Source organism: Oceanicola sp. 22II-s10i, from assembly GCF_002210105.1.
GTDB lineage: Bacteria > Pseudomonadota > Alphaproteobacteria > Rhodobacterales > Rhodobacteraceae > Pseudooceanicola.
Genome location: NZ_AQQU01000002.1, coordinates 291,683 through 315,096, shown reverse-complemented (window position 1 = coordinate 315,096; position 23,414 = coordinate 291,683). Strand labels below are relative to the sequence as shown.

Sequence of the window (23,414 nt, the reverse complement as noted above, 5' to 3'; positions counted from 1 at the left end):
CCCTGCCGCACCGTGTCAGGCGGCCTCGACCGCCGCGCAGAGTGTGGCGACGACGTCTTCCATCAGCCGTTCGTCGTCGCACTCGGCCATGACGCGGATCAGCGGCTCGGTCCCCGACTTGCGGATCACGAGGCGGCCGTTCTTGGCCAGCCGCGCCTCGGCCGACTTGATCGCGGCGCGGACGCTGTCTGTCGACAGCGGATCGGTGCCGGCGGCGTAGCGGACGTTCTGCAGTTTCTGCGGAACGCGGTCGAACTGGCGCGCGAGGGCCGAGGCGGGCTTTCCGCTCTTCACCATCGCCACGATGAACTGCAGCGCGGCCATCAGGCCGTCGCCGGTGGTGGCGTAGTCGGTCATCACGATGTGGCCCGACTGTTCGCCGCCGAGGTTGAAGCCCCCGGCACGCATCCGCTCCACGACGTAGCGGTCGCCGACCTTGGTCCGCTCCAGCCGCAGGCCACGGGCGCGCAGGAAATGTTCCAGCCCGAGGTTCGACATCACCGTCGCAACCAGCGCGCCGCCACTCAGGCGGCCCTCTTCGGACCAGCGGGCGGCCAGCAGCGCCATCACCTGGTCGCCGTCCGCGATATGGCCGTTCTCGTCGATCAGGATCACCCGGTCCGCGTCCCCGTCGAGGCAGACGCCGAGGTCCGCGCCATGCGCGACCACCGCCGCCGCCGCCGCCTCGGGCTTGGTGGAGCCGCATTTCTCGTTGATGTTGAACCCGTCCGGCGTGGTGCCGAGCGGCACGACATCGGCGCCGAGCTCCCACAACAGGTCCGGCGCGGTGCGGTAGGCGGCGCCGTTGGCGCAGTCCACGACGACCTTGATCCCGTCCAGCCGGATGCCCGTCGGCAGGGTCGATTTCAGGCGCTCCATGTAGCGGAAGCGGCCTTCGTCGATCCGCTTGGCGCGGCCTATGTTGCGGGCCTGTGCGGGTTCGACGCCCCTGGCGACCAGTGCCTCGATCTCGGCCTCGGCCTCGTCCGACAGCTTGAACCCGTCGGGGCCGAAGAACTTGATCCCGTTGTCCGCCGCCGGGTTGTGGCTGGCCGAGATCATGACGCCGAGGTCGGCGCGCATGGACACGGTCAGCAGCCCGACCGCCGGGGTCGGCACGGGGCCGAGCAGCAGGACGTTCATGCCGGTCGAGGTGAGACCGGCGGTCAGCGCGTTCTCGAACATGTAGCCCGACAGGCGCGTGTCCTTGCCGATCACCACCCGGTGCGCCCGGCTGTCGTCGCGGCGGAAGTAACGCCCCGCCGCCGCGCCGATGCGCAGGGCGATGTCGGCGGTCATCGGGGCGGTGTTGGCCTGCCCGCGAATGCCGTCCGTGCCAAAGAGTTTACGAGTCATTGTCCTGCCCTGCCCCCGCGTGCCAGATCGCCTGCTGCACCAGCAGCGCCTGCCGCGTTTCCGCCGTGTCGTGCACACGCAGGATTTGTACCCCCTGCGCCGCGCCATGCAAGGCCACGGCGAGCGATCCCGGCATTCTGGCGTCGGCCGCCTCGGCCCCGCTCAGCGTCCCGATGAACCGCTTGCGCGACGCGCCCAGCAGGACCGGCAGCCCGAAGGAATGCAGGGTGGTCAGGTTGCGCAGCAGGTCGAGGTTGTGATCCAGCGTCTTGCCGAAGCCGATGCCGGGGTCGACGATGATGGATGCCTCGCCGACACCGGCCTTCAGGGCCGCCTCAATCCGCTCGGCCAGATGCGCGTGCACCTCGGCCACCACGTCCGAATAGCGGGCGTGCTGCTGCATGGTTTCCGGATCGGCGACCGAATGCATCAGGCAGACCGGCACGCCCCTGTCGGCCACCAGCCGCGCCATGTCGGGATCGTAGCGCAGCGCGGTGACGTCGTTCACCATGTCCGCCCCCGCCTCCAGCGCGGCCTCGGCCACCTTGGCCTTGCGGGTGTCGATCGAGATGGGCGTCGTGATCCCTTCGGCCCGGATGGCGCGGATCACCGGGGCGGTGCGGGCGATTTCCTCGTCCACGGGCACCTCGCGCGCGCCGGGGCGGGTGCTTTCGCCACCGATGTCGATGAACGCGGCCTCAGCCGCCATGTCGCGGGCGCGGGCCACGGCATCGGTCAGGGCAAGGTGCCGGCCCCCATCCGAGAAACTGTCGGGGGTGACGTTCAGGATGCCCATGATCCGGGGCCCGTCCATCGGCACGCCGCAGACCGGCACGCGGGGGGCCGAGAACGCGGCAGGTGTCTCCGACGCATCCACCGCCTGTCCCCCCAGGGCGAGTCCGTCGCGCCACCAGACCGCCGCGCTGCCTGCCAGCGGCTGTGCTTCGGCGGGGCGCGGCGTATGCGTTTGCGCCAGCGGGCGCAGCAGGTCGCTCAAGGCCCGACCTCCGCCGTCACCGCGCGGACCGGCACCGGGGCCAGCGGGGCGCGGTCGCCCACGACGACCAGTTCCCGCGCGCCCATCAGGCCCGCGAACCATGCCGCCAGCGCGGCGGTGTCGCGGACAGAGCCGTGCGGCCCCTCGGGCGCGTCGAGCACGATCTTGGACGGCGCCCAGACCGAGATCTGCCCGTGCTTCATCGCCCAGTCGAGTTCGGTGCGGGTGTTCACCACCACGCAGCGCCGATCCCGCCCGGCCAGCACCCAGGCCTGTTGTTCGATGGCCAGCAGGTCGATCCGCCGCTGCGCCAGCTTCGCCGCACTTTCGGGCTGAGGCACGGGCGGCAGGCCCACGGTCAGGATCACCGGCGCCCCGCCCGCCGCCAGCCGGTCCAGCCAGCCGCCGAGTGCGGGCGACATCACCGCGTCAGCCGACAGATGCACGACGACCGGATGCTGCCCCGCCTCGTGCGGTTCATCCGCCGCAAGCGGCGCATCCTCGTGCGAGCGGACGATTTCCACCCCGAGCGCGCCGGGGCCGCGGTCCAGCTTCTCGATCCTGACGTAGACACGGACCGCCAGATCCTCCTGCAGGATCCGGTGCGCGATGTTCTCGGCCAGCGTTTCCAGCAGGTTCAGGCGTTCGGCATGCAGCTCGGCCGCGATCGCCTCGGTCACTTTGTCATAGGACAGGATGCGGTCCACGTCGTCGGCCAGATCGTCGTCCGGCCGCGCCACCTCGACCACCACGTTGAAGCGCAGGCGCTGCGTCGTGCCGCGTTCGGCCTGAAACGCCCCGATCTCGACCTCGGCCACGTGATCGCGCAGCGAGATCCGGTCGAGCGGGTCCTCGCCGGACAGGGCCACGGCGCGTTCGTAGGGATGGCCGAAAGCCTGGGAAATGCGGTCGCTCATGCCGGTCCGTCCTTGTCGCGACCCATACCTGCCACGTCAGGCGCGGCCTATCAGGACAAAAGGCGGCAGGCCAGCCGCCATTTGCGGCGACCGGCGGACGTCGATGCGCTCAGTTCGACGAGACGCGAACGTGGCGGCGATAGAAGTGGTGCACGCCGATCGACGCGGTCAGCGCGAACTTGCGCGCCCAGGACGGCGAGACGTGGGCGGTGTGATAGTAGGTCGCCCCGTCGGTAAGTGCACGCGGCGCGCCCGCGACCATCGCGGCGGCGACCTTGGCCACGCGCTGATAGGCGCGCGGTTCGGCGATCACCTCGGCATGGCCGTCGCAGGTGTAGGTGAACTGGCACGCGTACTTGCGCCCGGTGCCCTGGTGGATCACCCCGCAGATCGAATTCGGAAACGCCGGGCTGTCGACGCGGTTCATGATGACCTCGGCCACCGCGAACTGGCCCTTCACCGTTTCGCCGCGCGCTTCGAAGTACAGCGCCTCGGCCAGGCAGGCCCATTCGGAGTCACCGGTCGCGCGCGGCTGCTTGGACAGCCATGCGCGGGAATATTCGATAATCGGACGGCCCATATCCAGCCGATCGCCCGCCGGGGCGTTCAGCATGGCGCTGAGCGTATTGTTCGGAAGCGCGAGGAGCGCCTTACGCTCCTGACCGAGGGCCGCAGCGATCGGGCTCTCTTCGGCACGCACAACTCCGGCAAGCGCACACAAAATGAGCACCGCACGTATGATGGACATAGCAGCAAAATCCCTTACCTCACGCCTCCCCCAGAAGGCGCACGGCGACCACGCCTAGTCCAAAATGTCGTTCAGATCCACCCAAGGGCAGGTAACACCCTTTCCAGCGGGTTGAATGCGGCGGCGAATTGTTGCCGGTTCGTTATATAATCAAACGATTTTTTCCGGGTTTTCACCCATCCGGTCCCGCAGGGCAAACTGCGCTGCGGCCAGCCTTGCGACCGGTACGCGGAAGGGGGAACAGGACACATAGTCGAAGCCCGCCTGCCTGCAGAAGTCGATTGATTCGGGGTTTCCGCCGTGTTCACCACAAATCGAAAGCACAAGATCCTTTCGTGCGGCTCGCCCTCTGGTAGCGCCGGTGCGTAGCAATTCGCCAACACCTTCGGTGTCCAGAACGTGGAACGGATCCTCGGCATAGACCCCCTGCTGGACGTAGGCGGACATGAACCGCCCGGCGTCGTCGCGCGACAGGCCGTAGGTCATCTGGGTCAGGTCGTTGGTGCCGAAGGACAGGAAGGCGGCATGCGGCGCGATCTCGCCCGCCCGGAGCGCGGCGCGCGGCGTCTCGACCATGACGCCGAGGCGGTAGGCGAAGTCGCGGCCCGTCTCGTTCCGCACGGCGGCGGCGACGGCGTCGATGCGGGTCTTGACCAGCTCGACCTCGCGCTTGGCGCTGACCAGCGGGATCATGATCTCGGGCACCACCGGATCGCCCTCGCGGCTGGCGGCGACCGTCGCCTCGAAGATGGCGCGGGCCTGCATCTCGTAGATCTCGGGCACCGTGATCCCGAGGCGCACGCCACGCATCCCCAGCATGGGGTTGTATTCCGACAGCTGTTCGATCCGGTGCTCCACGTCCGAGCGGGGCAGCGACAGCGCCTCGGCCAGTTCGCGGATGCCGACCTTGTCCGAGGGCAGGAATTCGTGCAGCGGCGGGTCGAACAGCCGGATGCAGACCGGCTGGCCCTGCATGATGCGGAACAGCTCGATGAAATCCGCGCGCTGCATCGGCAGCAGCCGGTCCAGCGCCGCGCGCCGGTCCTTGGCGGTGTCGGCAAAGATCATCTCGCGCATCACGATCAGGCGGTCGGCCTCGAAGAACATGTGTTCCGTCCGGCACAGCCCGATGCCCTGCGCGTTGAAGTTGCGCGCGGTCTGCGCATCGGCGGGGGTGTCGGCATTGGCGCGCACGCCGATGTCGCGGAACTCGTCCGCCCATGTCATCAGCGTCTGGAACGCCTCGTCCTGCGCGGCCTCCAGCAGCGGCGTCTCGCCCGCCAGAACCTCGCCCCGCGTGCCGTCCACTGTGATGACGTCGCCCGCCTTGAAGCTGCGGCCGTCCGGCGTGGTGATCTTTTCACCCCGCATCGAGAACTTCAGATCGGACGCCCCCACGACGCAGGGCAGGCCCAGACCGCGCCCGATCACGGCGGCATGGCTGGTGATCCCGCCGCGTTCGGTCAGCACGCCGACGGCGGCGTGCATCCCGCGGATGTCCTCGGGCGTGGTTTCGCGCCGGACGAGGATACAGGGTTCGTCCCGCGCGGCACTGGCCTGCGCGGCGGAGGCGGTGAAGACGATGCGCCCGGTCGCGGCGCCGGGGCTGGCGGCGATGCCGCGTGCGACCACGTCGCGCTTGGCCTCGGGGTCGACCTGCCGGTGCAGCATCTCGTTCAGCGCGCGCGGCTCGACCCGCAGGACGGCCTCTTCGCGCGGGATGATGCCCTCTTCGGCCAGCGCGACCGCGATGCGGACGGCGGCGCGGGACGAGCGGCGGATGCGGACGCCGTCGAGGACATGCACCTTGCCGTTCTCGATGGTGAACTCGGTCTGCATTTCCTCGCGCAGCCGTTCGCGCATCGTCTCGGTGTAGGTGATGAGGTTCTGGAATGCCTCAGGCGCCAGTTCCTCCAGCGAGGGGCCGCGCGGGTCACGCGCCAGATAGACCGCCCCCGCCTCGCCCGACAGGGCCTCGCGGCCCTGGCTCTGGCTGCGGTAGCGGCCGGTGATCTTGGACAGGCCGGTGGTCGAGCTGACAAGCTGGATCACGCCGGACCCGCATTCGCCCTGCCCCAGCCCGAGCGCCATTGACTGCACGACGAGGCCCAGACCGGCATCCGCCGGCGCGCCCTTGGCCTGCCGCAGCAGGCGTGCGGTGGTGCCCTCCCACGCCCGCGCCATCGACCGCAGCACGGCGGCCAGCTGGACGGCCGGTTCCTGCGGGAACGGCTCTTCGGTTTCTTCCTCGTAGGCGTGCAGCGCGGCGGAGAGCGCGTCGATGCCGTCCAGTTCCAGACCGTCGAACATGTCCGGGTCCAGCCGGGCGACATGAATGGAGAAGGCCTGCACGAAGCGGGCGTAGAGACGGGTCGCGGCCTCGGACCCGATACTGTCGCTCAGCTCGACATAGGAGGCGTCGTTCAGGCCGATGTTCAGCACGGCGCTCGGCCCGCCCCAGTCGGGATCCTCGGAGGACGGGCGCACGCAGAGCAGCGGCATGGGGCCGAACGGCTCCAGCAGCGCGTTCATGTCCAGCCGTTCGCCCTGTGCGATGGAATGCACGGCGTCGAACGACAGCGCGACGGTCTTGGGAACCGGCAGATCGAGCCGCACGAGACGCTGCAGGCATTTGGCGCGGCCACCGTGATGTTTGACGGTGACCGGCGCGGTCGGTGTGATCAGGCAGATGTCAGACGAATTTTGCTGCATTGCGGCACCCCGCTTGGAAGTGGACGCAGCATAGGCAGGATTGCGCACCGCGCAAGGCGCGATTTCCGGACTTCCCATGCGTCACCCCGCCCTTTCGGACGGGGTGCGACATTCATTCCCAGCAGCCGACGAGGACGGTCATGGCCCGCGCCTCGCGCGCGATGTCCTCGGGGGGCATGTCCTGATCGGACGCCCCTGTGCGGGGGCTGACGCCGGCAGCGGTCAGCGCCTGCATGACCTTCGCGCCGTCCAGCGCAAAGACCACGTCCTCGGGCAGTTTCTGCTCGGCGTCGCCGCGCGGCAGCAGCATCCCGATCACCCGGCCCGCCTTGTCATAGACCGGCCCGCCCGCATCGCCGGGCTGGGCGGTCAGGGTCAGACGGCGCAGCGTGTCCTCGCCGTGCAGGCCGCGCACGTCGGCCAGCGTGCCGAAGGTCAGGCTGGGCGCCGGCAGGACACCCTCGTAGGGATAACCGGCGACCGAGACCTCGGACTGCAGGCGCGGGGTGACGGTGGCGAACACCGCCTGCCCGATCGGCGCGATCGTCGTGTCGGCCTTGAGGATGGCCAGCCCGGACTCCGCGTCGCGCGACACCACGCGGGCGTCGATCTTCTGGTCCAGCGTGACGCGCCCGCACTGCGCGACCGCCGCGGCGGCGGTCACGACCGTGCCGGTGCCGTCCACGTAGAAGCCCGAGCGCGACAGGAGCGGCTTGCGCACCTCCAGCCCGGAGACCAGATCGACACGCTGCGACTCGTCCATTCCGGCCGAGGCGGGCAGCACGGCGTCGAGCGTGCGGAACGATCCGCGCATCTCGCCCAGAAGCCGGGTCCGCCGTTCCTCGTCGCCCGCGGGCCAGACCAGCGTGAAGCCCTTGATCGCCCCGCCCTCCAGCGCCGCCTCGGTGTAGGAGACGATCTGCGAATTGCGCCCGGTGATGGTGAACGAGGTGTCACGCCGCTCGCGCTCGCCGTCTTCGGGGATGATGTCGAGCGTCTGCATGATGTCATACAGGCCATAGAGCGTGTCCCGGTCGCCCGCCTGAGAGATCAGGACGACCCGCACCGGGCTGCCGTCGGCCGAGGTGTAATGCGCAAAGGGCGCGACGTGGTTGTCGAGGCTGACGCGCGCGGTCGGCATCATCATCTCGATCCCCGCCATCTCGTCCGTGACGCGGTGCAGGCCCAGGCCGTCCAGGACGGCATTGTATTGCGCGATCAGTTCCGCCCGCTGCGCGGTGGTCAGGATGCCCGTGGGTTCGTGGTTGTTCGCGTCCTGCCATGCGGCCATGGACCGCCGGGTGCCCGCGCCGAAGGCGCCGTCGATGGCGGCGGTGTAGTAACCGGCCCATTGCAGGGCGATCTGCAGCTGCTCGCGCTCCTCGCGGGTCAGCAGTGCCTCGCTGCGGCGGGCCTCGGCCGGGGTTTCGTCCGGCAGCGCCGGGGTCTGAACCTCGGGCTGCGGGGCCGGAGTCGGGGCCGGGTCGGCCTGCGCCTGTGTCTGCGTTTCAGGCTGCGCGTCCGGCTGGGGCGCGGGTGTGGCGGTTTCCGCGGGCGTGTTCGAGTCCTGCGGCAGCACCGGCGCGCTGTTCAGGCTGTTGGCCCCGACCGGAAAGAACTGCTGCCGGTAGGCCGACGGAAAGGCGATGTAACTGTCACGCGGGATCGCGCCCTCGCGCCGCAGCACGCTCAGCACCTGCGCCGCGTCGTCGCGCGTGTAGGGCCCGAGCGCGATGGCGTACCAGCCCCCGTCCAGAGCGAAACCGTTCACGTCCTGCAGGCGGTCGGCATAGCGGCGGATGGCGCTCTGCGCTTCGGCGAGGGTCGGCTGCGCCTCGATCTGGACCCAGACGAGATCCTGCTGGGCGGCGGCGGGTCGAACAAGGAAAGTTACCGCGAAGACCAGCGCGATAAGAATGCGATACATGTCGGAAAATGCCTTTCGGGACGTCTTTTATTGCTCGGTTGGTTCCTCATAACAAATTCGTGGCCACCTGCACGTTAAAATTACCGTGCGCAGGCTTCCGCGCCCTGCGACGGCGCGTCATCCGCACGCATGTTGACCCGGCCCCGCCGCCGGACTAGTCCATGCGCCGAGTTCCAGCCGGACGAGGACCGACATGGCCGAGGCGAATGCGAAACCCAAAAGCTTCCAGGAGATCATCCTGAGGCTTCAGACCTACTGGGCGTCCAAGGGCTGCGCGATCATGCAGCCCTATGACATGGAGGTCGGCGCGGGCACCTTTCACCCGGCCACGACACTGCGCTCGCTCGGCTCGCGGCCCTGGGCCGCGGCCTATGTCCAGCCGTCCCGGCGCCCGACCGACGGGCGCTACGGCGAGAACCCGAACCGGCTGCAGCACTACTACCAGTACCAGGTGCTGATCAAACCGAGCCCGCCCGACCTGCAGGACCTCTACCTCGGCTCGCTTCAGGCGATCGGGATCGACATGGACCTGCACGACATCCGCTTCGTCGAGGACGACTGGGAAAGCCCGACGCTCGGCGCATGGGGTCTGGGCTGGGAGGTCTGGTGCGACGGCATGGAGGTGTCGCAGTTCACCTATTTCCAGCAGGTCGGCGGCCATGACTGCCATCCGGTCTCGGGCGAGCTGACCTATGGTCTCGAACGGCTGGCGATGTACGTCCTCGGCATCGACCACGTCATGGAAATGCCGTTCAACGACCCGCAGTCCCCGATCCCGCTGAGCTACGGCGACGTGTTCCGCCAGACCGAGCAGGAATATTCCCGCTGGAACTTCGACGTGGCCAACACCGAGATGCTGCTGAAGCATTTCGAGGATGCCGAGGCTGAGTGCGAGGCGATCCTGTCGCGCGAGGCCGAGGACCCCAAGACCGGCAAGCGCATCGTGATGGCGCATCCGGCCTATGACCAGTGCATCAAGGCCAGCCACCTGTTCAACCTGCTGGACGCGCGCGGCGTGATCTCGGTCACCGAGCGGCAGGCCTATATCGGCCGCGTCCGGGCGCTCGCCAAGAAATGCGCCGACGCCTTCGTGACGACCGAGGCGGGCGGCTGGACGGCGGAGACGGCGGCTTGACCGGCAAGATCCTTGCCATCGTCATCGTCGTCTGCGCGCTGGCGGCGGGCGCGGGCCTCTATTACCAGCAGGTCTATGCCTATTACGACGACGTCACCTCGCTGGGCGAAGGCGACGTGGTGCTGACGCCGACAAGCGGGGGCGACCCTGTCCCCCTGCCCCACGCCGACTGGCAGGCGATCGACGCCGACAGTTCGCCGATCCGCTACCGCAGCTGCTTCAGCCTGTCGGGCGATTTCGACTCCGACGGATGGGAACCCTACCCCGGCGCGGAACCCCGTGTCGCGCCCGGCTGGTTTTCCTGCTTCGACGCCGAAGAGATCGGCGCGGCGCTGGAGGAAGGCACGGCGAAAGCCTACCTGTCGATCAAGGATGTCCATTACGGCATCGACCGCGTCGTCGCGATCCTGCCGGACGGGCGCGGCTTTGCCTGGCACCAGATCAATCACTGCGGCGAGGTGGTCTTTGACGGCCAGCCCGCGCCCGAGGGCTGCCCCCCGCCCCCCGACGGCACCGCGCGCCGTTAACGTTATCTGGGGAACCGAACCCGCCTCTCGCGCGCTGTCCCCGCGAGAGGAGTTCCCCATGTCCAAAGATCTCGCACCCGGGTGGGTCGTCCCCGTCATGCGTCTCGGTTATTCGGCCCGCGGTATTGTCTACATCGTCGTGGGTGGCCTCGCCCTGCTTGCAGCCTGGAAAGGCGGCGACGCGGAAGGCACGCAGGGCGCGCTGGCCCAGCTCAAGGCCCAACCGTGGGGCACGCCGCTCCTCTTCCTCATCGCCGCGGGGCTCTTCGCCTACACCGTCTGGCGGCTGATCTGCGCGTGGATGGACCTCGAAGACCGTGGCCACGGCGTCAAGGGCGTGATCGCCCGCACCGGCCAGACCGTCACCGGCCTGATCCACGCGGCGCTTTCCTTCTCCGTCGTGCGCCTCGCGCTCGGCGACAGCAGCGGCGAAGGCGGCGGGACGGAAAGCCTGACCTCCAAGGTTCTGGCCATGGAGAACGGCAAGCTGATCGTCATGGTCATCGGCGGGATCACGATCTGCGCCGGTCTCTACTACGGCTACAAGGCCATCGCGGAGAAGTACAAGGAACACATCCGCTGCACCGCCACGACCGAAAAGCTCGATCCCGCCATCAAGGCCGGCCTGATCGCGCATGGCGTGGTGATCGTGCTGATCGGCACCTTCCTCTACTACGCCGGCCAGAGCACCGACCCCGGTCAGGCGGGCGGCATCGGTCAGGCGTTCGAGACGGTGCGCGCCCAGCCCTATGGCCGCATCCTGCTCGGCCTGCTGGCGCTCGGCACCCTCGGCTTCGCGCTCTACTGTTTCGTCGAGGCGATCTATCGCGTCGTGCCGCGCGCCACGGATGACGAGATCACCACGCTGGCCACCCGCGCCAAGGCCAAGGCGCGGGGCGAGATGCACCGTGCCGCCGCGCAGGTGCACTGACCCACTGGACCCTCGAGGCCACTGACGCTAAGCACCCGTGACACCGGGCGGCGCACCCCTTGCGCCGCCTGAGCCACGAATGGGTGAGACGCGATGCCCGATCTTCTGATCGAACTCTTCTCCGAGGAAATTCCGGCCCGCATGCAGGCCGACGCCGCCGCGACACTGAAGAAGCGGATGACCGACGGTCTGGTCGAGGCCGGTCTCACTTATGCCCATGCCGCCGCCTTCCACACGCCCCGCCGCCTGACGCTGGCGGTCGAGGGTCTGCTGGCCGAAAGCCCCACCATCCGCGAGGAACGGCGCGGGCCCAAGGCCGACGCGCCGGAAAAGGCGATCGAGGGCTTCCTGCGTGGCGCGGGCATCACCCGCGACCAGGTCGAGGAGCGTGAGGACAAGAAGGGCAAGGTCCTGTTCGCGATCATCGAACGGCCCGGCCGCCCCGCCGCCGACATCGTGGCCGAGGTGCTGGAACAGACGATCCGCAGCTTCCCCTGGCCCAAGTCGATGAGATGGGGCGCGGGCCCGCTCCGCTGGGTGCGGCCGCTGCATTCGATCCTCGCCATCCTGACGACCGAGGCAGGCAAGATCGTCGTGCCGCTCGATATCGACGGGATCCATTCGGGCGACACGACCGAGGGCCACCGCTTCATGGCGCCGGGCCGCTTTGCCGTGAACGGGTTCGAGGATTACGCCGCAAGGCTCAAGCGCGCCCACGTGGTGCTGGACCCGTCCGAGCGTGCCGAACACATTCTGAACGACGCGCAGAACGCCGCCTTCGCCGCCGGGCTGGAACTGGTCGAGGACCGGGGCCTGCTGTCCGAGGTCGCGGGGCTGGTCGAATGGCCGGTGGTCCTGATGGGCGCCATCGCGCCCGACTTCCTCGACCTGCCGCCCGAGGTGCTGCAGACCTCGATGAAGGAACACCAGAAGTTCTTTTCCGTGAAGAACCCGAAATCGGGCCGCTTCGAACGCTTCGTCACCGTCGCGAACCGGGAAACGGCGGACAACGGCGCGACCGTGCTGGCCGGGAACCTCAAGGTGCTGTCGGCGCGCCTGTCGGACGCCAAGTTCTTCTGGGAAAACGACCTGCGCATCGCCAAGCGCGAAAAGATGCAGCCCTGGCTGGATCAACTGGCGAACGTGACCTTCCACGCCAAGCTCGGCTCGCAGGCCGCCCGGATCGACCGCATCGCGGCGCTCGCCCGCCAGATCGCGCCGATGACCGGGGCCGATCCGGACCTCGCCGAACAGGCCGCACGGGTTGCCAAGGCGGACCTGTCGTCCGAGATGGTCTTCGAATTCCCCGAGCTTCAGGGCCTCATGGGCCGCTACTACGCCGAGGCCGCCGGCCTGCCCGCCGAAGTCGCCGCCGCCGCGCAGGAGCACTACGCGCCGCTCGGGCCGTCGGACGCGGTTCCGGCCGCCCCGGTTTCCGCCACCGTTGCGCTGGCCGACAAGCTCGACACGCTGACGGGCTTCTGGGCCATCGACGAGAAACCGACGGGTTCGAAGGACCCGTATGCCCTGCGCCGCGCCGCACTCGGTGTGATCCGGATCGTGCTGTCGAACGGCCTGCGCCTGCACCTCGACCGGCTGATCGACGCGCAGATCCTTCGCCACCAGATCGCGCCGGTGCATGACGACGCCCTGCTGGACGAGATCCTCGCCGAGATCGCGCATCACGGCGTCTTTGGCGCGGCGGTCCACGCGATCATCGACCGCATTCCCGGCGACAAGCCCGACTGGCTCGAGAGGATCACCGGCCACACGCCGGACCTGTCCGACGACCTGCTCGCCTTCTTCCACGACCGTCTCAAGGTCCACCTGCGCGACGAGGGCGTCCGCCACGACGTGATCGACGCCTGCCTCGCCATGCCGAACCGCGACGACCTCGCGCTGGTGGTGAAGCGCGCGACGGCGCTGTCGGACTTCCTCAGGACCGAGGACGGCGGCAACCTGCTGCAGGGCTTCAAGCGCGCCAACAACATCCTCACCCAGGCCGAGGAGAAGGACGGCGTCGCCTACGAATTCGGAGCCGATCCCAAGTTCGCCGAGACGGACGAGGAACGCACCCTATTCGCCGCCCTCGAAACGGCAAAGCCCAGGATCGACACCGCCATGCAGGCCGAGGATTTCGCCGCCGCCATGTCCGCCATGGCCGCCCTGCGCGCGCCGATCGACGCCTTCTTCGAGGCGGTGCAGATCAACACCGACAACCAGGTCGTCCGCCGCAACCGGCTGAACATGCTGTCGACGATCCGCACCACCTGCCTGACCGTCGCGGATCTCACCAAGCTCGAAGGCTGACAACCACCCCGGCTTCATCTGGCCAGACAAACTCCCGCCGGAGGCCGAAGCATCCGGGCTCGATGCCCGGATGCTTCGATCCCGCGCGACGGCCCCCCGGCCGGCGCAATCAGCTCCGCCAGAAATTCACCGTCAGGATGACGTAGACCGCCATCAGCTCCAGCCGTCCGACCAGCATGGCGACCGCCAGGATCCACTTCGCCGTGTCGTTCAGCGGCGCGAAGGTGCCCGCCGGGCCGATGATCTCCCCCAGGCCCGGCCCGATGTTCCCGATCGCCGTCGCCGCGCCCGAGATCGAGGTGACGAAATCCAGCCCGGTCAGCGCCAGCGCCACCGACAGCACGCCGAGCGTCACCACGAAGAACACGAAGAAGGTCATCACCGACCCCAGCACCTCGTCCGACAGCCGCCGGCCGTCGTAGCGCGGGGTGACGATGGCATGGGGCGCGTGGATGCGCTGGATCTGCGCCCGGACCGAAGCGATCAGGATCTGGTAGCGGAAGATCTTGACCGAACAGGCAGTCGAGCCCGCGCAGCCGCCGACCAGCCCGATGAAGAAGAAGATGGTGATCAGGAACGGCCCCCAGGTCATGTAATCGACGCTGGCATAGCCGGTGCCCGAGATGATCGAGGTGATGTTGAACAGCGCCTCGCGCAGGCTCTTTTCCCAGTGGTGCGGAAAGATGTGCAGCAGCGCGACCCAGCTGACCCCGATCAGAACCAGCATCACCCACATGAACCCGCGCACCTGAACGTCCCGGAACAGGGCCGTCCGGTTGCCGTTCAGCATCTGCACGTAACGCACGAAGGGCAGCGCGGCGAGGATCATGAAGACCGAGGCCGCGTATTCCATCGGCCCGGAGAAGGCACCGAAGGACGCGTCGCGGGTCGAGAACCCGCCCGTCGAAACGGTCGTCAGCGCATGGACGGTGGCGTCGAAGGTGCCCATCCCCAGCAGGATGTATGTCAGTGCGCAGGCCAGCGTCAGCCCGACGTAGATCACCGAGATCTGCGAGGCGATGGCGGTGGCGCGGGGCAGGATCTTGCCCATCGTCTCGAAGGCTTCGGAACGGAACACCTGCATCCCCCCGACCCGCAGCTCGGGCAGGAAAACCATCGCCACGACGATGATGCCGATCCCGCCCAGCCACTGCAGGATACCCCGCCACAGCAGGATCCCGCGCGGCAGGCTGTCGAGGCCGGTGAAGACGGTGGAGCCGGTGGTGGTCAGGCCCGACATCGCCTCGAAGAAGGCGTCCACGGGGCGCGCGTCGGTCGCGCCCAGCATGAACGGCAGCGCGCCGAAGAGCGGCAGCACGACCCAGACCAGCGTGGTGAGCAGGAAGGTCTGCTGGAGCGTCAGCCCCTCCTTCAGCCCGTTCCGGCAGGACAGCGCGGTGATCCCGCCGCACAGGACCGAGATCAGCATGGATTCGAAGAAGACCGGCCAGTGGCCCCGCCCCTCGGCGATGTCGACGATCAGCGGAATGATCATCGTGGCCCCGAGGACCGCGGTCAGCAGACCGATCACATATCCTACGGGGCGCATGTCGAACATTGGGCGAGGCTTGGCTGAGGGGGGTGTTTCTGTCAAGCGGTGGTGCGGGTGGCCGGGGGCGCGAGGGGGCTGTCTGCCCCCTCTTGCGGGCGATGCCCGCAATTCACCCCCGAAGGTATTTGGAACCAGAAGAAGCAGGGGACCTGCGAGACACTCCGCAAGGTGTGACGAGCGGCTGGCGGGTCAGGCGGGGACGGAGAGGCCGCCGATTTCCTCGATCAGGCGCAGGACCTCGGGCAGGCCATCGCCGGTCTTGAGGTTGGTGAAGACGAAGGGGCGGCCCTGCCGCTGCTTCGTGGCGTCGCGTTCCATGACCTTCAGGTCCGAGCCGACATAGGGCGCGAGGTCGGTCTTGTTGATGACGAGGATGTCGGAGCGGGTGATGGCCGGGCCGCCCTTGCGCGGGATTTCCTCGCCCGCGGCCACGTCGATCACGTAGATCGTCATGTCGACCAGTTCCGGCGAGAAGGTGGCCGACAGGTTGTCGCCGCCCGATTCCACCAGCACGAGGTCGAGGTCCGGGAAGCGCGCCCGCAGCTTGGCGATGGCGTCGAGGTTGATCGAAGCGTCCTCGCGGATCGCCGTATGCGGGCAGCCCCCCGTCTCGACCCCCATGATCCGGTCCGAGGGCAGCGCCTGCATCCGGACCAGCGCCTCGGCGTCTTCCTGCGTGTAGATGTCGTTCGTCACCACCGCCATCGAGACGTGGTCGCGCAGCGCACGCGAGATCGCCGCCGTCAGGGTCGTCTTGCCCGCGCCGACCGGGCCGCCGAGGCCGATGCGCAGGGGACCGTTGGGAGAGGTCATGTCAGCTGTCCTTTCGATGAAGCCGGGTCAATGCACGTCACCCAGACGTTCGCTGAACGTCAGCAGGATCCGGTGCGCGTCGATTTCCGAGGTGCCGATCCGCCAGATGCCCTTGCTGCGTCCGGGCACGGGCGTGCCGTCCTTGTCCTTGAGCCGGAACATCAGCCGCACCCAGACTACCGTCTCGGGTTCCAGCTGGGCGCGCCAGTCCTCGTGCTTCGGCTCCATCCACCAGGGTGTTCCGGCGGCGGGATCGGCGATCTGCTCGAAGCGGGGTTCGGGTTCCGCCTGCCAGTCCAGCGCGCCGTCCTCCCAGTCCTGCAGAATGGGAATGGAGCGGGGTCCGATGAGGGCTATGGAATGCGTGTCCCGCGCACGGGCGAACCATGACCCGTTGTAGAGCGGGGTAAGCCTGACGAAGTCGGTCATGAGCGGAAGAGCCGCGTCCCCTGGGTTTCGTGTCGCATGGAGGCGATGTCGATCATCGGCACCGCGCCCCCGATCCGCTCAGGATCGCCCGGCGCGGCCTGTTCCGCAAGGGTTTCGATGAGGGGGCCCAACCCGGCGAGGCATTTCTGCGCCTCGGTCTGGCCGAGGGGCACCAGCCGGGTGGCGGCGGAAACGAGGTTGGCGGCGAAGGCCTGCAGGAACAGCCGCAGCGTCAGGTCGAGCGGCAGATCGAGCGCGGCGGCGGCGCGGCCGAGCGCGACCGGGTAGGCCATCGCGGGCAGGTCGAGGCCGTGGAGCGCGTTGACGGTGGCGGTGAAGGCGCGGCCCTGCCCCATCGTCTCCTCGCGCCGTTCACGCGAGGGGGCGAGCGCCTCGGCCAGATCGGCGAGGTCCGGCAGGCCGACGGGCTCGGCGCGGTAGGCGGCGGCGAGCAGGATCGCGTCGTTGCGGCCGGCGCCCTGCGTCAGGCAGGTGTCGAGCCAGCGCGCCACGGCGGAGACATCCGGCAGACGTCCCGCCGCGACCTCCCACTCCATACCGTGGGAATAGGCGAAGGCCCCCACCGGGAAAGCGGGGGACAGCCATTGATGCAGGATCAGGGCAGGATCAGTGGCCATGACCGTGGGAATGGCCGTGGCTGTGGCCGTGCGCATGATCGTGGTCATGGTCGTGCCCATGATCGTGGTCGTGATGATGGGGGTGCCGGTGCGGACCGCCCTCGGCCTCGCCGTGGCTGTGGCCATGGGTGCGGCCGTGGCCGTAGGCCCCGCCTTCGGGCCGGAACGGCGCGGTGAGGTCGGTCAGCGTCGCGCCGAGACGGGCCAGCATGTCGGACATCACCCGGTCGCGCCTTATGCGCAGGCCGTCGGATGAAATCTCGCAGGGGGTGTGCCGGTTGCCGATGTGCCAGGCCAGACGCGGCAGGTCGGGGCCGGAGACCTCGGTCAGCGGTTCGGCATCCGCGACGACGGCGACATGGCGCCCGTCGTCCAGAACGAAGGCGTCGCCTTCGTCCAGCGATACGGTCTGGTCCAGATCGACGAGGATGCGCAGTCCGCCCTCGCCCGTCAGCACCTTGCGGCGCAGGAACCGGCCGTCATAGTCGAGCCGCACGCGATCCGCGGGCGTCCCGTCATAGGCGCGCACGACGTGGTGCGCGGGGACCGGGGCGGCGGCGCTCATCGCCCCTGCCCCGGTTCGGACCCGTCAGCGATCAGATGTAGAACAGATCGCGGAATACGTAGGCCGGAATGCCATCGCGGGTGATACCGCGTTTCGCCAGTTCGGCGTCGGACAGTGCGTTCAGCTTGTGGATCTGTGCCACGCGCGACCGGCTTTCCACATAGGCGTTGAAGCCCTGGGCGAATGCCGAGAAGAACGTGTCCAGACGGCCGCGAAAGCCGGAACGGGTGTCGATAACTTGTGCCTGTGCCATTGGAAACCTCTGTATGCGTCAGGTTCGGTTTCCTCCCTTGACGCTTAAGATAGGTCAGCTTGGCTTCCCTTGCCACGGACAATCCCTCAATCCCGCCATGCAAATGCTGCAACGCAGAAACTCCTGTCATTCCCTGTAGAGGTCCAGGTCGCCGAAGCGGCCGATGGTGCTCTGAAGATAGTCGATCCGCCCGCCCTCGCCGTCGGGCGAATTGGTGATGAAGCCGAACCCGAGGTCGGGCAGGTAATAGGACGCCTCCTGCCAGTCGGCCTCGTCCTCGTATTTCGCCGTCAGCGTGAAGGGGATCGCGCGATAGGTGCAGGGGCCGATGCCGATCTCGGTTTCCTCGCCGAAGGCATAGACATGGGTCTCGGGCCATGTCGCGCCCTCCTGCCCGCTGGCAATTGCCTTGACCTCCCAGGTCAGGCCCGCCTCGGGCACCGGCATGTCGTCCGGCGTCATGTCGAAGGCAAAGCTGACGCGGCTCGGCGCCGTCGAGCTGTTGGTATAGACGCGCTCCAGCACGTAGACGCCGCGCGCCATCAGCACCAGCGTCGTGACATTCCCGCCGTCGCGGTAGCTGTAGGCGGTCAGTTCCGGACTGATGACCTGGAACAGGTCCATCTGCCCCCATTGCTGGTGCAGGGTGATGCCGGTCGCGGCATCGGCGGCTGTCGGGCAATCGGCCTGTGCCGCGCTGGACAGCGCGACGGCACAGGCGAAGGATCGAAGCAGTAACATACGGATCAGAAAAGGAAATACCGCTGCGCCATCGGCAGCACCTCGGCGGGCTGACAGGTCAGCAGCTCGCCATCGGCGCGCACCTCGTAGGTCTCGGGGTTCACCTCGACCTTGGGCATGGCATTGTTGTGGATCAGGTCCTTTTTCCCGATGTTGCGGGTGTTCAGAACCGCCACCGTCTCCTTGGCGAGGCCAAGCGCCTTGCCGATCCCCTCGGCTTGCGCGGCGGCAGAGACGAAGGTGATGGCGGAGTTTTCGACCGCGCGGCCATAGGCGCCGAACATCGGGCGGGAATAGACCGGCTGCGGCGTCGGGATCGAGGCGTTCGGATCGCCCATCTGGGCACAGACGATCATGCCGCCGATCAGCACCATCTCGGGCTTCACCCCAAAGAAGGCCGGGTTCCACAGGACGAGATCGGCGCGCTTGCCCTCCTCGATGCTGCCGATCTGGTGGCTGAGGCCGTGCGCGATGGCCGGATTGATCGTGTATTTCGCGATGTAACGGCGGACGCGGAAGTTGTCGTTGTCGCCGGTCTCCTCGGCCAGCCGCCCGCGCTGCTTCTTCATCTTGTCGGCGGTCTGCCAGGTGCGGATCAGCACCTCGCCGACGCGGCCCATGGCCTGGCTGTCGCTGGCGATGATCGAGAACGCGCCCATGTCGTGCAGGATGTCCTCGGCCGCGATGGTCTCTCGGCGGATCCGCGACTCGGCAAAGGCGACGTCCTCGGGGATCGACTTGTCGAGGTGATGGCAGACCATCAGCATGTCGAGGTGTTCGTCCACCGTGTTCACGGTGAAGGGCCGGGTCGGGTTCGTGGACGACGGCAGCACATGAGCTTCGCCGCATATCTTGATGATATCGGGGGCATGTCCGCCGCCTGCGCCCTCGGTGTGGAAGGCGTGGATGGTGCGGCCCTTCATGGCCTTGACCGTGTTCTCGACAAAGCCGCTCTCGTTCAGCGTGTCGGTGTGGATCATCACCTGCACGTCGTAGTCGTCGGCGACCGACAGACAGCAGTCGATGGCGGCGGGCGTCGTGCCCCAGTCCTCGTGCAGCTTCAGCGCGCAGGCCCCGGCCTTGATCTGCTCCTCCAGCGCGGCGGGGAGCGAGGCGTTGCCCTTGCCCGCGAAGGCGAGGTTCATCGGAAACGCATCCGCCGCCTGTAGCATCCGCGCCATGTGCCACGGCCCCGGCGTCACGGTCGTCGCCAGAGTGCCATGCGCGGGGCCGGTGCCGCCGCCCAGCATGGTGGTCAGGCCGGAATGCAGCGCATCCTCGATCTGCTGCGGGCAGATGAAGTGGATGTGGCTGTCGAATCCGCCCGCGGTCAGGATTTTCCCTTCGCCCGCAATGACTTCGGAGCCGGGGCCGACGATGATGTTGACGCCGGGCTGGGTGTCGGGGTTGCCCGCCTTGCCGATCTTGGCGATCCGCCCGTCCTTCAGCCCCACGTCCGCCTTGTAGATCCCCGAATGATCGACGATCAGCGCGTTGGTGATGACCGTGTCGACCGCCCCCGCCGCCCGTGTCGCCTGCGACTGACCCATGCCGTCGCGGATCACCTTGCCGCCGCCGAATTTGACCTCTTCCCCGTAGGTTGTGAGGTCATTCTCAACCTCGATGATGAGGTCCGTATCCGCCAGCCGCACGCGGTCGCCGGTCGTTGGGCCGAACATCGCGGCATAGTCGCCACGGGAAATCTGGGTGGGCATTGCGCTGTCTCCTGAACTCTGAGGCGCGTGTCAGACGGGCATCGTGGGCGGTGTGGCGGGCTTGCGGCGCGCGCGCGAGGGTGCGGCGGCAGCCTTGGGGCGTCCCGCACGGGGCTCGGGCGCCGGCGTCGCCTTGGGCGGTGTGACCCGCTCCTCTCCGGACTGAGCGGCCAGAGCGGCGAAAAACGGGTTCGGCTGCAACATGGCGCGGGTAAAGACGGTCATCACCCTCAGCTGCTGCTCGGCCATGCGGGTGCAGACCCGGACGTAGGCGGCCGGAATGGCGGTAAATGCGTCTGGCGTGAACATCTTCTACCCTTTCCTGTGCCCGGCGGCGGATCAGAGATCGCCCATAACCGCCTGGTTGAAACCGAAAATCCTGCGATCGCCCGAGATCGCGATCAGGTTGACCTCGCGCCGCTGGCCCGGTTCGAACCGCACCGCGGTCCCCGCCGCGATGTCCAGCCGCATGCCCCGCGCCGCCGCCCGGTCGAAATCGAGCGCCGGGTTCGTCTCGGCGAAGTGGTAATGGCTGCCGACCTGCACGGGACGGTCCCCGGTGTTCGCCACCATCAGCGTGATCGCATCGCGCCCTTCGTTGAGTGTCAGCGTGCCCTCGGCGGGAAAGACCTCACCGGGGATCACGGCGCGGTGCCTCTGCACGGACCGGGATCGGGATCGGTTGCGGCTGGGGCCCGGCAAGGCCGAGGCGGATGGCAATTTCCTTAAGCAGATCAATCATTTTCATCCCCTGTCTGACGTCGTTCAACGGATCGGATTATGGACGGTGACCAGCTTGGTCCCGTCCGGAAAGGTCGCTTCGACCTGCACTTCGTGGATCATCTCGGCGATGCCCTCCATGCACTGGTCAGCGGTGATGACATGGGCACCGGCCTCCATCATGTCGGCGACCGAGCGGCCATCGCGCGCGCCCTCGACCACCGCGTCGGTGATCAGCGCGATCGCCTCGGGGTGGTTCAGTTTCACCCCCCGCGCCAGCCGCTTGCGCGCCACTTCGGCGGCCATCGCGACCAGCAGCTTGTCCTTCTCTCTCGGTGTCAGTTGCATGTCAGAGCATCCACGGTCTTGGTATGTCGTCACCCGTCAGCAGACGGATCGCTGGGATCAGGGCGCGGCGCAGCGCAAAGCCGTCCGCCGCCACGAAGCGCGCCACCAGCACGCCGTCGCGCGGAGCGCTGGCCGCACCAGCTTCGCCCATCAGGTCATTGAGTTGGCTACAAAAATCCTCGGCCCCAGGCGCGACAAGCACCATCGAGGCCAGCGCCATGCCGCCGTCGGCCACCGCCGGATCGGCCAGCCGCGCGGCGATGTCGCCGCTCAGCCGCAGGCTATCCGCATAGATCAGCCGCCCGTCGCGGCGGATGCGCCAGTGGTCGGTCAGCGATGCGTCATGCACCACCTCGCCCATGGCGGCCCGGCCAAAGATCACCGGCTCCACCGCCAGAAACCGCCCGTCGCCCGCGACATCCGCCTCGATCCGCCGCTCCAGCGCGGCGCCCTCGAACAGGATCGTCTCCTGCGGCAGCCAGTCCAGCCGCGCGCCCCCGGCCACGCTCAGCCGCGAGGTCAGCCGCCCGACCTCGTCCGGCTGCGCGCGATAGGCCCGTTCCGCCGCCTGGCTGGTCATGACGAGGTGCGCCCCCGTCTCGGCCCCCGCGGTCAGCAGGAACCGGTCGCCGCCGGTGATCCCGCCCGCCGTGTTCAGGAACACGGCCTGCAGTGACTGGCGCGCGCCATGGGGGAAGAGCGCCTTGAAGGACCCCTGCTGCCGCAGACGCCCGATCCGCGAGCGTCCGCCGCGCGGCACGGCCGTCACGACGATCTCGCCCCGCGCACGCGGCGGGCGCAGACCGTGGTCCGGCAGGTCGATCGAAGCGGCAGCGTTTATCTCGGAATCTCCCCTTTGCCGCAGCTTAGGGGGATTCCCCGCCGAGGGGGAAGCGCTGGCTGTGTTTTGCATAACAAACAGGCCGCCGCGGATCGCGACAGCCTGTTTCCTGAGCGAATTCAGTCACTCAGCCGGGATGATGCAGGGTGCTGAACAACCGGGGGTCGAGGCTGGCCTGCGCGAATGTCGGGCCTTCGGTCACGACCGAGACCGCATCGTGGCTGTGCAGGCTTTCCTGATGGCTGGCCACGACACGGAAATCGCCGACCCGTGCGTCGTCCTCGAGCTGTTGCGAGAAGAGCCGCGCGGCGTCCTCGACAAAGATCGGGTTGGCGGCGTTCAGCTCGGCAAAGGCCTGTTCGTCCTCGCGCTTGACCATGACCTGCGTCTCGGTCGGCACGGCGACGCGCGCCATGTCGATCAGGTCCTCGAACCACAGCGTCTCGTCGCCCTCGACCACGACGGAAATCCGCGCGACCGAGCGCTGCGAATGTGGCGTCGCCAGTTGCCCGCGCTCGCGCCGGGCATGTTCGGAGAGCTCCAGCGAACAGGGGCAGGTCGACGAATAGACGTAGTCGAGATGCATGATCTTCAGCCGCTGACCGGCCTGTTCGACCAGTTCCAGCGCGATGTCGTAATACTGGTAGCCCTCGAGGCCCGACCGCAGCGACTGGCGCTTGACCGGGTAGGAGAACCGCATCTGGATCCGGGCGTCGAGGCTTTCCAGATCGGTTTTGTAATCCTCAAGAGCGTCCTCGATCACGCTGAACGAGAAGGATTTTTCCGAATGGGCATAAAAGCTCCGCATGATGCGGGACATGTTGATGCCCTTCTTGTTCGCCTCGAGGCTGACACTGCCGGTGACACTGGTTTCCAGCGTCATCTCGCCACCAGACCGGGTGCGGAAGCGAATCGGCAGGCGGAAGTTCGAGATGCCGACATGCTGCAGCGTCCTGCGCGCGCCGCGGATCAGGCTGGCGGGGCCGTTCTGCAGGTCGGGCAGCGTGGCGCGATAGGCGTCGTCGGCGATGAAGTTGTCGGGATAAACCCGCGACATCACGGGATATTCGCCCTGAGCCGGCAGCAGTTTCGCGATCACCGGGTCCAGCGATGCGATGTCGCTATCGCTCGCCGTCTCGGCCCAGGCCCGCAGCTTGTCCAGCGCCGCGCGTGCTTCGTCGCGATCGGGCCGCCGGGCCATATCCTTGGGATGAATGTTCATCGACAGCCCCCTTTCCG

At 68.0% G+C, this 23,414-nt stretch carries 23 protein-coding genes; 4 read left to right on the top strand and 19 right to left on the bottom strand.

All coding sequences use genetic code 11. The features are described 5' to 3' along the window. Positions 1-15: 15 nt before the first annotated feature. The 6 genes from glmM to ATO6_RS09485 form a co-directional block, all read right to left on the bottom strand. The gene (gene glmM / locus ATO6_RS09510) at positions 16-1,356 is read right to left on the bottom strand and encodes a phosphoglucosamine mutase (protein ID WP_088623752.1); all 1,341 of its coding nucleotides are present in this window, start codon (positions 1,354-1,356) and stop codon (positions 16-18) included. Further along, positions 1,346-2,353 (bottom strand): dihydropteroate synthase, encoded by a 1,008-nt coding sequence (gene folP / locus ATO6_RS09505; protein ID WP_254919105.1) that lies wholly within the window; start codon positions 2,351-2,353, stop codon positions 1,346-1,348. Before folP ends, glmM begins: the two co-directional genes overlap by 11 nt. Further along, on the bottom strand, positions 2,350-3,270 hold the full coding sequence (locus tag ATO6_RS09500; RefSeq protein ID WP_088623750.1) for a dihydroneopterin aldolase: 921 nt from the start codon (positions 3,268-3,270) through the stop codon (positions 2,350-2,352). Before ATO6_RS09500 ends, folP begins: the two co-directional genes overlap by 4 nt. 109 nt (positions 3,271-3,379) lie before the next feature. After that, the gene (locus tag ATO6_RS09495) at positions 3,380-3,883 is read right to left on the bottom strand and encodes a cell wall hydrolase (RefSeq protein ID WP_254919112.1); all 504 of its coding nucleotides are present in this window, start codon (positions 3,881-3,883) and stop codon (positions 3,380-3,382) included. A 285-nt stretch (positions 3,884-4,168) separates the two neighbouring features. Then, the gene (locus ATO6_RS09490) at positions 4,169-6,730 is read right to left on the bottom strand and encodes a putative PEP-binding protein (RefSeq protein WP_088623748.1); all 2,562 of its coding nucleotides are present in this window, start codon (positions 6,728-6,730) and stop codon (positions 4,169-4,171) included. 112 nt (positions 6,731-6,842) lie between these two features. After that, the gene (locus ATO6_RS09485; protein ID WP_088623747.1) at positions 6,843-8,657 is read right to left on the bottom strand and encodes a trypsin-like peptidase domain-containing protein; all 1,815 of its coding nucleotides are present in this window, start codon (positions 8,655-8,657) and stop codon (positions 6,843-6,845) included. 193 nt (positions 8,658-8,850) lie between these two features. Here ATO6_RS09485 and ATO6_RS09480 point away from each other — a divergent pair, with 193 nt between their 5' ends. The 4 genes from ATO6_RS09480 (at position 8,851) to glyS (ending at position 13,560) form a co-directional block, all read left to right on the top strand. Further along, positions 8,851-9,792: a glycine--tRNA ligase subunit alpha gene (locus ATO6_RS09480; RefSeq protein WP_088623746.1), complete on the top strand. Its 942-nt coding sequence runs from the start codon at positions 8,851-8,853 to the stop codon at positions 9,790-9,792. After that, entirely contained in the window at positions 9,789-10,319 is a 531-nt protein-coding gene (locus ATO6_RS09475) for a DUF6446 family protein (protein ID WP_088623745.1), read from the top strand. The genes ATO6_RS09480 and ATO6_RS09475 overlap by 4 nt, the downstream gene beginning before the upstream one ends. A gap of 58 nt (positions 10,320-10,377) precedes the next feature. Then, the gene (locus ATO6_RS09470) at positions 10,378-11,250 is read left to right on the top strand and encodes a DUF1206 domain-containing protein (protein WP_088623744.1); all 873 of its coding nucleotides are present in this window, start codon (positions 10,378-10,380) and stop codon (positions 11,248-11,250) included. Between the two features lie 93 nt (positions 11,251-11,343). Continuing rightward, positions 11,344-13,560 (top strand): glycine--tRNA ligase subunit beta, encoded by a 2,217-nt coding sequence (gene glyS / locus ATO6_RS09465; protein ID WP_088623743.1) that lies wholly within the window; start codon positions 11,344-11,346, stop codon positions 13,558-13,560. A gap of 109 nt (positions 13,561-13,669) precedes the next feature. On the opposite strand, the gene ATO6_RS09460 is transcribed toward glyS, so the two are convergent. From ATO6_RS09460 to folE2, 13 genes are all read right to left on the bottom strand, one after another. After that, on the bottom strand, positions 13,670-15,118 hold the full coding sequence (locus tag ATO6_RS09460) for a TrkH family potassium uptake protein (protein WP_088623742.1): 1,449 nt from the start codon (positions 15,116-15,118) through the stop codon (positions 13,670-13,672). Positions 15,119-15,301: 183 nt separating this feature from the next. Then, positions 15,302-15,925, bottom strand: a complete 624-nt coding sequence (ureG, locus tag ATO6_RS09455; protein ID WP_088623741.1) for an urease accessory protein UreG — start codon at positions 15,923-15,925, stop codon at positions 15,302-15,304. Positions 15,926-15,952: 27 nt separating this feature from the next. Continuing rightward, on the bottom strand, positions 15,953-16,354 hold the full coding sequence (locus ATO6_RS09450) for a hypothetical protein (protein WP_088623740.1): 402 nt from the start codon (positions 16,352-16,354) through the stop codon (positions 15,953-15,955). Further along, positions 16,351-16,992, bottom strand: a complete 642-nt coding sequence (locus ATO6_RS09445; RefSeq protein ID WP_088623882.1) for an urease accessory protein UreF — start codon at positions 16,990-16,992, stop codon at positions 16,351-16,353. The genes ATO6_RS09450 and ATO6_RS09445 overlap by 4 nt, the downstream gene beginning before the upstream one ends. Further along, the gene (locus tag ATO6_RS09440) at positions 16,982-17,557 is read right to left on the bottom strand and encodes an urease accessory protein UreE (RefSeq protein ID WP_088623739.1); all 576 of its coding nucleotides are present in this window, start codon (positions 17,555-17,557) and stop codon (positions 16,982-16,984) included. Before ATO6_RS09440 ends, ATO6_RS09445 begins: the two co-directional genes overlap by 11 nt. Before the next feature lie 31 nt (positions 17,558-17,588). Continuing rightward, complete coding sequence (locus ATO6_RS09435; RefSeq protein WP_088623738.1) at positions 17,589-17,810, bottom strand: hypothetical protein; 222 nt, start codon at positions 17,808-17,810, stop codon at positions 17,589-17,591. A gap of 126 nt (positions 17,811-17,936) precedes the next feature. Further along, on the bottom strand, positions 17,937-18,551 hold the full coding sequence (locus ATO6_RS09430) for a hypothetical protein (protein ID WP_088623737.1): 615 nt from the start codon (positions 18,549-18,551) through the stop codon (positions 17,937-17,939). 5 nt (positions 18,552-18,556) lie between these two features. Next, positions 18,557-20,266, bottom strand: a complete 1,710-nt coding sequence (ureC, locus tag ATO6_RS09425; protein WP_088623736.1) for an urease subunit alpha — start codon at positions 20,264-20,266, stop codon at positions 18,557-18,559. A gap of 30 nt (positions 20,267-20,296) precedes the next feature. Further along, positions 20,297-20,575, bottom strand: a complete 279-nt coding sequence (locus tag ATO6_RS09420) for a hypothetical protein (protein WP_088623735.1) — start codon at positions 20,573-20,575, stop codon at positions 20,297-20,299. Between the two features lie 30 nt (positions 20,576-20,605). Beyond that, positions 20,606-20,911, bottom strand: a complete 306-nt coding sequence (locus ATO6_RS09415; protein ID WP_088623734.1) for an urease subunit beta — start codon at positions 20,909-20,911, stop codon at positions 20,606-20,608. Positions 20,912-21,031: 120 nt separating this feature from the next. Next, on the bottom strand, positions 21,032-21,334 hold the full coding sequence (locus tag ATO6_RS09410; RefSeq protein WP_088623733.1) for an urease subunit gamma: 303 nt from the start codon (positions 21,332-21,334) through the stop codon (positions 21,032-21,034). Between the two features lies 1 nt (position 21,335). After that, positions 21,336-22,103, bottom strand: a complete 768-nt coding sequence (locus ATO6_RS09405) for an urease accessory protein UreD (RefSeq protein WP_254919104.1) — start codon at positions 22,101-22,103, stop codon at positions 21,336-21,338. 199 nt (positions 22,104-22,302) lie between these two features. Further along, positions 22,303-23,397 carry a GTP cyclohydrolase FolE2 gene (gene folE2 / locus ATO6_RS09400; RefSeq protein WP_088623731.1) on the bottom strand — a complete coding sequence of 365 codons (1,095 nt, stop codon included), beginning with the start codon at positions 23,395-23,397 and terminating at the stop codon, positions 22,303-22,305. Positions 23,398-23,414: the final 17 nt, after the last annotated feature.

Excerpts from the sequence above, each read along its gene's own strand:
- ATO6_RS09460 (WP_088623742.1), bottom strand. The coding sequence starts at position 15,118 with ATGTTCGACATGCGCCCCGTAGGATATGTGATCGGTCTGCTGACCGCG.
- ATO6_RS09470 (WP_088623744.1), top strand. The coding sequence starts at position 10,378 with ATGTCCAAAGATCTCGCACCCGGGTGGGTCGTCCCCGTCATGCGTCTC.
- ATO6_RS09440 (WP_088623739.1), bottom strand. The coding sequence starts at position 17,557 with ATGAGCGCCGCCGCCCCGGTCCCCGCGCACCACGTCGTGCGCGCCTAT.
- ATO6_RS09450 (WP_088623740.1), bottom strand. The coding sequence starts at position 16,354 with ATGACCGACTTCGTCAGGCTTACCCCGCTCTACAACGGGTCATGGTTC.
- glmM (WP_088623752.1), bottom strand. The coding sequence starts at position 1,356 with ATGACTCGTAAACTCTTTGGCACGGACGGCATTCGCGGGCAGGCCAAC.
- ATO6_RS09430 (WP_088623737.1), bottom strand. The coding sequence starts at position 18,551 with ATGTTACTGCTTCGATCCTTCGCCTGTGCCGTCGCGCTGTCCAGCGCG.
- ATO6_RS09485 (WP_088623747.1), bottom strand. The coding sequence starts at position 8,657 with ATGTATCGCATTCTTATCGCGCTGGTCTTCGCGGTAACTTTCCTTGTT.
- glyS (WP_088623743.1), top strand. The coding sequence starts at position 11,344 with ATGCCCGATCTTCTGATCGAACTCTTCTCCGAGGAAATTCCGGCCCGC.
- ureC (WP_088623736.1), bottom strand. The coding sequence starts at position 20,266 with ATGCCCACCCAGATTTCCCGTGGCGACTATGCCGCGATGTTCGGCCCA.
- ureG (WP_088623741.1), bottom strand. The coding sequence starts at position 15,925 with ATGACCTCTCCCAACGGTCCCCTGCGCATCGGCCTCGGCGGCCCGGTC.
- ATO6_RS09480 (WP_088623746.1), top strand. The coding sequence starts at position 8,851 with ATGGCCGAGGCGAATGCGAAACCCAAAAGCTTCCAGGAGATCATCCTG.
- ATO6_RS09445 (WP_088623882.1), bottom strand. The coding sequence starts at position 16,992 with ATGGCCACTGATCCTGCCCTGATCCTGCATCAATGGCTGTCCCCCGCT.
- ATO6_RS09500 (WP_088623750.1), bottom strand. The coding sequence starts at position 3,270 with ATGAGCGACCGCATTTCCCAGGCTTTCGGCCATCCCTACGAACGCGCC.
- ATO6_RS09435 (WP_088623738.1), bottom strand. The coding sequence starts at position 17,810 with ATGGCACAGGCACAAGTTATCGACACCCGTTCCGGCTTTCGCGGCCGT.
- ATO6_RS09495 (WP_254919112.1), bottom strand. The coding sequence starts at position 3,883 with ATGCTGAACGCCCCGGCGGGCGATCGGCTGGATATGGGCCGTCCGATT.
- ATO6_RS09420 (WP_088623735.1), bottom strand. The coding sequence starts at position 20,575 with ATGTTCACGCCAGACGCATTTACCGCCATTCCGGCCGCCTACGTCCGG.
- ATO6_RS09490 (WP_088623748.1), bottom strand. The coding sequence starts at position 6,730 with ATGCAGCAAAATTCGTCTGACATCTGCCTGATCACACCGACCGCGCCG.
- folE2 (WP_088623731.1), bottom strand. The coding sequence starts at position 23,397 with ATGAACATTCATCCCAAGGATATGGCCCGGCGGCCCGATCGCGACGAA.
- ATO6_RS09410 (WP_088623733.1), bottom strand. The coding sequence starts at position 21,334 with ATGCAACTGACACCGAGAGAGAAGGACAAGCTGCTGGTCGCGATGGCC.